Annotated in this window: 7 protein-coding genes; all 7 read right to left on the reverse strand. The window is 37.5% G+C overall.

Going from position 1 to position 8,193, the window contains the following annotated elements; genetic code table 11:
* Positions 1-1,665, reverse strand: a 1,665-nt coding sequence (gene asnB / locus V7L97_RS10140; RefSeq protein ID WP_333655622.1) for an asparagine synthase (glutamine-hydrolyzing), incomplete at its 3' end; no start/stop codon positions are given.
* A gap of 18 nt (positions 1,666-1,683) precedes the next feature.
* Positions 1,684-2,229: an acyltransferase gene (locus V7L97_RS10145; RefSeq protein ID WP_333655623.1), complete on the reverse strand. Its 546-nt coding sequence runs from the start codon at positions 2,227-2,229 to the stop codon at positions 1,684-1,686.
* A 1-nt stretch (position 2,230) separates the two neighbouring features.
* Positions 2,231-3,268, reverse strand: a complete 1,038-nt coding sequence (locus V7L97_RS10150) for a DUF354 domain-containing protein (RefSeq protein WP_333655625.1) — start codon at positions 3,266-3,268, stop codon at positions 2,231-2,233.
* Positions 3,265-4,272, reverse strand: a complete 1,008-nt coding sequence (locus tag V7L97_RS10155) for a radical SAM protein (protein WP_333655627.1) — start codon at positions 4,270-4,272, stop codon at positions 3,265-3,267. The genes V7L97_RS10150 and V7L97_RS10155 overlap by 4 nt, the downstream gene beginning before the upstream one ends.
* Entirely contained in the window at positions 4,269-5,450 is a 1,182-nt protein-coding gene (locus V7L97_RS10160; RefSeq protein WP_333655629.1) for a class I SAM-dependent methyltransferase, read from the reverse strand. Before V7L97_RS10160 ends, V7L97_RS10155 begins: the two co-directional genes overlap by 4 nt.
* Positions 5,450-6,004: an acyltransferase gene (locus V7L97_RS10165; protein WP_333655631.1), complete on the reverse strand. Its 555-nt coding sequence runs from the start codon at positions 6,002-6,004 to the stop codon at positions 5,450-5,452. The genes V7L97_RS10160 and V7L97_RS10165 overlap by 1 nt, the downstream gene beginning before the upstream one ends.
* A gap of 99 nt (positions 6,005-6,103) precedes the next feature.
* Positions 6,104-8,101, reverse strand: coding sequence for a glycosyltransferase (locus V7L97_RS10170; protein ID WP_333655634.1), 1,998 nt, complete (start codon positions 8,099-8,101; stop codon positions 6,104-6,106).
* Positions 8,102-8,193 lie beyond the last annotated feature (92 nt).

Raw genomic sequence — 8,193 nt, forward strand, 5'->3', positions numbered from 1 at the left:
ACTGAAGCCTTTTTTTCTTCTGTAGACTATATCTTCAGGCAAATATTTACGGGCTATGCTTTTAAGCAGATTTTTACTTTCCTCTCCGACTCTTATTTCAGGAGATATTTTGAATAGAAGCTCCACAAGTTCGTGATCTAAAAATGGCGCCCTCAATTCCACAGAACTCGCCATGCTCATCTTATCGAGCTTCATCATGATTACCTCAGGTATCCATATTTTGATATCCAGATATGACAGCCAGTGCGAAGGATGCTTTAAACCGGACTCTTTAAACTTAATCCAATATTCAGATATAAAATCCAGGGAATCGTATCCTTTCGTATCTTTAAAAGCATCTTTGTTCAACAAAAGTTCTTTTTGCCTGTCCATGAAGTTTTCTCCGATTGTCCTGAAGATGGGCTCATTACTTACCGTTCTCTTAAAGTATTCCCAGTCCTTGGAAAAACTGAAATTAGAAAGCAGGTATCCAAGAATAAATTCTTTCTGAGAGCCATTGAGTGAATCCTGAAGGTCGTAGTATTTCAGGAAATCAAAGTATCTGTCATATCCAAAGAAAATTTCGTCGCTTCCCTCTCCGGACAGACAAACCTTTATTCCATATTCATTCACCGATTTTGAAAGAATATATGTAGGTACACACGCTGGATCGTTTATCGGCTCATCCAGATGATAAACTACGGAGTCTATATTGTTAATAAAATCATCTCTTGACATTATAGTTTCATGGCACTTTGCATTTATATGTGCTGCTGCCTTCCTGGAATAATACAGTTCGTCATATTTTTTATAGTCGGTATAACCTACAGAAAAGGTATTTATACGATTTGCTGACAACTTGCTGAAAACCGCACTTGCCATAGAAGAATCAATCCCTCCGGAGAGAAAACTCCCGACTTCAACATCACTCACAAGCCTGTAGCTGACCGACCTTTTAAGGCACTCTTCTATATTTTCTAAAACCTCATCCTTATCTTCAAGTAAAACTCCTGATTTTCTAATAAGGTCGTAATACTCTACAAGTTCAGTATTGCCGTTTTTGAAAATAAGCATATAGCCTGACTGCAGTTTGCGAATATTTTCGAACATTGTATTTGGAGGCAGTGGAGCTAAAAAGCTCAAATACTGAAGGAGTGCCTCTTTATTGATATCAGGTGTTTTATTTATGAGAAATAGGATAGCCTTTACCTCCGATGAGAACATAAAATTATTGTTGTGGTAGGCATAATAAAGCGGTTTCTTTCCAAATCTGTCTCTGCATAAAACCACTTTTTTCTCTGATTTGTCCCATATCCCAAGGGCAAACATTCCCCTCAATTTATTTACAAACTCAAGCCCATGATGTTTGTAAAGATAGATTATAACTTCGGTGTCTGTATTGCTTTTGAATCTGTATCCAAGCTTTTCCATGTCTTTTCTTAACTCCAGATAGTTATATATTTCCCCGTTAAAGGTTATCCATATATTCCCATCAGAATCAGACATGGGCTGCCTTCCATGTTTTGAAAGGTCGATTATTGACAGTCTATTGTGACCAAGGACTATAAAATTATCCGAATATATGCCGTGGTCGTCAGGCCCCCTGTGGCGGATTAATTTAAGGGCAGAATTAAAATTTTCTTTATTTATCTCTTTCTCTGAAAATACACCTAATATTCCGCACAAAAGATAAAACCTCCACTTTTAGAGATCTGGTATTATATTGCCTTTCTTAGTTGCCTTGTTTCCATAAAATATCTCTCCGTCACCAACATCCTCTGTAATAATACTTCCTATTCCTATCATCGCCTTTTTCCCAATTCTTACTCCACATCTTATCACACTGCCAGCTCCGATGCTTGCACCATCTTCTACTGTTGTGGGTATTACATCAAACTTTACTTTTCTATTACCATTTTCATCGCACGACTTTGGGTAAAGGTCGTTTGTAAAAGAGACATTCGGGCCGACAAAAACACAGTTCCCTATTTTTATGCCCTCAGGAATAAACACACAGGATTGTATTTTTGTATTCAGGCCAATCTCGACATTTTTCCCTATTTCAACAAAAGTAGCAATACTGGAATCATCCCCTATCTCTGCTCCGTATATGTTCAGATTAGACCATATCCAAACCCCATGCCCCATAATCGTATCCTTGATGATGATGTTCCATTCGGGCAAAATTAAATCAATCCGCCTGTCATTAGGGACTTCCACCTTTTCTCCCCTTACATAAATGCATCCCATTTTACTTTATCACCTCGTCAACCAAGGATTTAACATCAGCATGTTGTTCTCTTAAGACATTGTTTGTGAGCCTTTTGCCTGCATGCTCCTTATATAGTTTGATAATTTCCCCTTCTGTTTGCGCCAGAAACATCAGTTTGCTGTCTATTAAAAACTTGTCATAATGTGCCACAAACGACCTTGTAGAAATCACAGGAGTACCCCAGTAGCAAGCCTCTATGTTGATTGTGCCTCCTCCTCCAATAAATATGTCGGCAAAGGGAAGAAGCTTGGAAAGATCCATTTTTTCTTCCACAATAATTGCATGAGGAAATTCTTCTTTCAAATGACTCGACTCGTATCTGGGGATGACGATCAGGTTTGCATCTATATTTTTCAGGGCATTATAAGCAAATTTCGTTTTATTCGTAACATAAGATGCCTTGTACTCCTCTTCCCTAAAAACAACCGTTTTCTTACTTTTGTCTATCTTCAATGTTTTAAAAAAACTGTCATCAGGAGTCTGGGCTTGAAGATAAATAACAGGATCGAGAAAGTCGTAGGTATAAACATTTTCATCGCCAACAAAATGCGTAAAGTATGACCTCGGAACAACAAAAGGATGGAATATTCTTGTCGAGATGGGCAGCGTAAGCCTTGCAATAGGAGTAAGGCTGCCATCAATGCCTCTACTCGGAATATCAAAAAAACTCACGATCTCTATTCCATTGCCGAATGCAACTCTGCAACCGTCAACCGAGCCTAAATTCACCAGCCTTCTTATCCTAAAGTTTTGGATAAATTCGTTTAAAGCGATCTGCCTGTTCAATGCACTGGATAACTTTGATTTAAGTTTTTCTCCGCCGTATTCTCCCAAAGAATAATATTGCAAGCCTTTCAATTCAAGAAGCTTTATTGGTTCTGTATAGTTTTCGGATTTGCGTGTGGTTATTAAGCAGTCTATGCCCCTGCCCTGTATCTCCTTTATTATCGGCTCAAAGAAAGCAACTTGTTTTGGAGTGCCGAGATCAAACCAGATTGTTTCGTCTTTGTATTTCATTGCTTATCCTTTTCTATTGGTATTAATCCTGCCTGTTTTCCCCATGGAAACTCAATTTTAAGAGCGCAGAGCATCCCGCAAGGCTGACACTTTCTCTCTTTTACATACTCAATTACTTTCACCGCTTTTTCTGACAATAACAGCATGTCCAGATCTCCGCCAAATTCTTTTAAATTGCCCATAAACAGTTCCGGCAAAAGCTCATTGCATGGATAAACATTCCCGTAAGGGTCTATAACAATAGACATCCTTCCCATATAGCATTCAAAAAAAGGGGTGTTTTTTTCATACACACTTTTTGCCCAGAGCCAGTTTGCAAGCCGTCTTTCAGTAAGCCATCCAACCTTGCTCAACAGGTTTTCTATTTCTGCAATTTCTTTCTTTGTAAAATTAAATTCTTTATCTATGTTTTTGAAATAGAAAGTCGAAATTCGTGGATAGCCTATATAATAACCAACGCCCATTTCCTTTGCGAAGCTGACAAACCACTCGATATCTCTATAGATTTCCTTGAACGTGGTCATTATAAATCGTATGGGGATATTTAATTGTTTGAGAAGCTTAGCAGTCTCTACCGCCTTATAAAAGCCATCTTCAATAAACCTGATGGATTTATAATTTTCAGGACGGCCATCGAGAGAAATGTCAATTTTAAAGAGCGAAGGTTTTATATACCGAACACACTCCTTTGTAACCTCAAAATGCCTTTGGGGATACCATCCGCTAATATTCGTATGAACAACCGCATCAGGTTTATATCGGGCTATTAATTTGACGACATCCACATATTTTGGTGACAATTGCGACTCCCCAGCAGTAAGCTCAAAATGAGAAACATTCTTTAAAGCATCACTCTGTAAAACACGCTCGAACATTACAAGGTCTATTTCCCCCTTTGTTACCTCTTCCTTTTTTCTCTGCCATACATTACAGTTCCTGCACCTTCCCGGACAATACAAAGAGACCATGTACTGGACATCATCTATCTTATAAAGTTCGTTCATGCCACTTCACCAATCCACGGCAGAATTATTTTATAATCCTTCAAATCCGCATTTTTTATTTTATTTATCATTGTATCTGCATTTTCTCTGGCTGCACAGATGATAAATACTATTTTCTCATCTTTCATAGCATTGAGATGCCCAAAATCCTTCACAGAAAATCCCGATACCCTTTTTCCGATTCTCTCCGCGGAATCGTCAATCACTGCCAAAACATGTTCTTTCAAAGGGGTATGAACAATGCTAACATCAATGGCATTGTAAAACCGCAGAAAGGCATTCTTTGACCCGTAAAAGATTATCCTATAACCTTTATCTATCAATTCTTTGACAGAGCGAACAGTATCATTCATGGATTTCCTGTATTCGCCTATCAGTGCTCTCGTCTCTTTGCAATTGTCACATGAATTATGAGTTTCCCTGGTTACAGCATTGCTCATGATCACCATGAGAGGAACCCCGTCTTCATCTCCCATCGCCAACAAACTCATACCGGACTCTTCAACCAGTCTATTCATTGATTGGGCCGTAAAATAACAGATATGATCTGGAGTGAATACCTCTATTTTTTCCATAAGGTCATTCCTGGTATTAGGCACCTCTATAAATAATTTTCCCTCCTCAACAAGTATAGCCTTTATATCATTTAAAAAATTAACAGGATGCTTTATGTGCTCAAGCACATGTCTTACAATCACAAGGTCAAATTTGTTTGAAAAGATATTCCTCGAAAAGAATGCCCTGACCGTGGGCACTCCAACAAAATCAAGATTTGATGGCTCTATTCCAATAATATTAATGTGACCGAATCGAAACTTTAGATGATAAAGGAAATCTCCCCTATTGGAGCCGATCTCAAGAACATTTATGATGTGGGAAAAATCAACGGTATCTGATAAAAACTTCAAAGCATATCCTATGGAATCCTCGGAAATGGGGAAGGGCCTTATGCTGCTGTCCATTATCTGGTAAGCATTGTAAACTTTCTGCATGACGGCATCATATTCATTGCTTACATAAGCTGACTTCTGAAACAGAAGGGTACAAGTATCGCACATGGACGCCACTAAATCGATTGTTGGAATTATTTTATCATCCTGCCAGAAGACGCTATAAGGCACTTGTTCCATCGAATATACATCATTCATCCTTTCATGGTTACAGATTGGACACTTCATTATATGCACTGCTCCGTTTCATCCCTATACCCTATTACCTTGGCTGGGTTGCCTGCTACAATACTATACAACTCGGTATCTTTAGTAACGACTGCGCCTGCTCCAACAACTGTTCCCCTCGATACCTTTACACCAGGTAAAATTATTGCATTCGCTCCAATCCACACATCATCTTCTATAACGATCTTTCCATAAGTATCTTCCTGAAATCGCATTATTTCTCTATTATTAAAACTATGTCCGCCAGATGTTATTGTTACTCCAGGACCTATCATAACATAGTTGCCTATTTCTAAATCTCCATTAAATGTTATGGATGAATTATGATTTATTGAAAAGTAATCGCCGATATTAAGCGTCCCTGCACCCCCCTGAATTCTCACTCCATCACGAATCAGACAATTATTGCCTATTATTATCTTTCCCCCTTTGGATACCTTAAGAGAAACATCGTATGATATGTACGCATTGTCTCCAATATGTATATTTTTAATACCTCTTATATACAATCCCCCTTCAATCAAACTTCTTTTACCGATGACTAATCCTTGCAACTTCCAAAAAATACATCTTACTTTTTTACTGACCATACTTTTTAAATTTATTTGTCGTTAGTTTAAAATTAAGCATCTATCCATCAGCACATTTTATCGTCAAGCATGCATGTTTTCTTCGGTTAAATTTTTATAGAGGATTTCAAGTCCATTTGCTGCTTTTTGACAATCAAGCTTTTTCCCCACAAATTCTTGGTACTTTTTACCAATCTCATTCCTGAAATTTCTATCTTTTATGAGCTTGCTTGCTATCTGGATATATTCATCTATAGAAGAACTAAGAACTTCTTTTAATCTAAACTCATTTATCTCATCAAGGTTTACTTTAAAGGAGACCATAGGCTTTCCTTTAGCCTGAAGTTCCAACGATGCAACTCCCATAGGAACAGGGAATGGGTCAAGGGCAATATCGATAACATGACCATAGATGTGAGGGTTAACATGCCCCTCAAAATAAACCCTGTCAATGCAACCGACTTTCTTGAAATACTCCTCAATGTCCTGCTTGTCGCCGTATCCGCATATCAGAAAAACAGTCTCGGGATTTCTTTTTAATATTTCAGATACTGCAAAAAGATAATCAGGATGATTTAGTTTAGGAAGTATTCCAAAAACTCCAAGTAGTATTTTATCTTTGGGAAATTTCAGCCTGATTATATCTATTTTCTCTGGCGAAACATTTGGATTTAACAACTCCATTGCCATGAGATTAGGAAACTTAAAATACTCTATGCCTCCATATAAGCCTTTTATAACCGATTCTTCAGCGGAATGCACTATTCTGTAATCAAGATTATTCACATTCCAGTAAGGGTCTCCGTGTGACCAATAAATCTGAATGGGGGCAACCCTCGAAGAGACAAGAAAATTGCCTATCTGCGTGCCAGTTGTTATAAAAATATCTATTCCATCCTCAATAATCTGCTTTCTCAGTGCCATTGCCTTTTCAAAGTGAGAATGATAAATATTTTTAAAGCTGCCAAGCTTCCCTGCACTGATGCATTTGAATCCCATGGATTCTATCATGTTTATAACCTTTTCAGTATCGCCGATCTTCTCAATATAATCATAGCCGTACACATAAAACTCAATATCGGTGTTTTTGTTTAGATAATGGCCTTTCAGCAAAGACAAAAAAACAAGCACAGGAGAAGATAAGATCAACCGCTGATAGGCATATCCGACCTTTATTTTTTCTTTAACCCTAATCTTTTTATTGCATGGCAATATGTTATTCTCTTTACAATACCTTACAAAAAAATCGCTCATAGGCCTTTCTACCTCATCATCAAGCCTTTTCCATGCCTCAACATTTAATTTGAAATTCCCATAATAAAAACGGATAAAAAAGCCGATGTACAGGACAAGTTCAATATTCCTTGCTTTTATGGATTCATAAAAAAGAGTCTTCAGCGGCTCATAAAGCCTTACATAGTGATTAGGGGCATTAAACTCTGAAAATATGCGATGAAGAAACAGCAGATTGTTCTTTTGAGTATCGATTGTTTTTCCCATAAATATATTCGGAGAAAAAATCCCGGACTCTATATAAATGTCCACAATATCACCTGGCGAAACATTTAGAACTTTCACTATTTCAGCAAATTCTTTTACTCTGCAATTAATGTCTGCATATCGTGTTATGAAGTCTTTAAGACCTTTATCTCTACGTTGGTTCAAAATGTCTATTAGTAAAACTAAAATTAGTATTGCTTCTTTACTAATATTATCAGCCTTTTCATAATGTTCGTCCAGCAGTTTATTCTTAATGTAAAACATACCTTCATGGGGGGCTAATTCGAACTTTTTTGAATTAAATAACGGGTATAGTGCAAAAAGATTTGTATGAAACTTTAATCTGCCTATGAAAATCGAAAAAACTTTCTCCCTTAATAACTTTACTATTTCTATCGGTGCGCTTCCATCTTCATTCATTTTGAGAATTTCATCTATCGATTTCAGCAGCAAGTCTTCATCGTTAACTGATTGGAGGGTGTTTCTAATCTTATCCCACGCAATTAAATTACTGCCAACCACTTGCGGGAATCGTGTTTTTACCATCAATACATCAGACTCTTCTGTACACTTATCCTGCATGTCACATCCCGGATGATCCTGAATTCGCCAATGCCAGCTCTTCTGTACACTTATCCTGCATGTACTTAAAATCTCCGCAATCTTTTCTCCAG

Origin of the sequence: Dissulfurispira sp. (assembly GCF_036745535.1) — a bacterium.
Taxonomy (GTDB): domain Bacteria; phylum Nitrospirota; class Thermodesulfovibrionia; order Thermodesulfovibrionales; family Dissulfurispiraceae; genus Dissulfurispira.

What these genes read in the sequence shown, in the direction of transcription:
- V7L97_RS10145 (WP_333655623.1), bottom strand. Translation starts at nt 2,229, where the DNA reads ATGGGATGCATTTATGTAAGGGGAGAAAAGGTGGAAGTCCCTAATGAC.
- V7L97_RS10150 (WP_333655625.1), bottom strand. Translation starts at nt 3,268, where the DNA reads ATGAAATACAAAGACGAAACAATCTGGTTTGATCTCGGCACTCCAAAA.
- V7L97_RS10155 (WP_333655627.1), bottom strand. Translation starts at nt 4,272, where the DNA reads ATGAACGAACTTTATAAGATAGATGATGTCCAGTACATGGTCTCTTTG.
- V7L97_RS10160 (WP_333655629.1), bottom strand. Translation starts at nt 5,450, where the DNA reads ATGAAGTGTCCAATCTGTAACCATGAAAGGATGAATGATGTATATTCG.
- V7L97_RS10170 (WP_333655634.1), bottom strand. Translation starts at nt 8,101, where the DNA reads ATGCAGGATAAGTGTACAGAAGAGTCTGATGTATTGATGGTAAAAACA.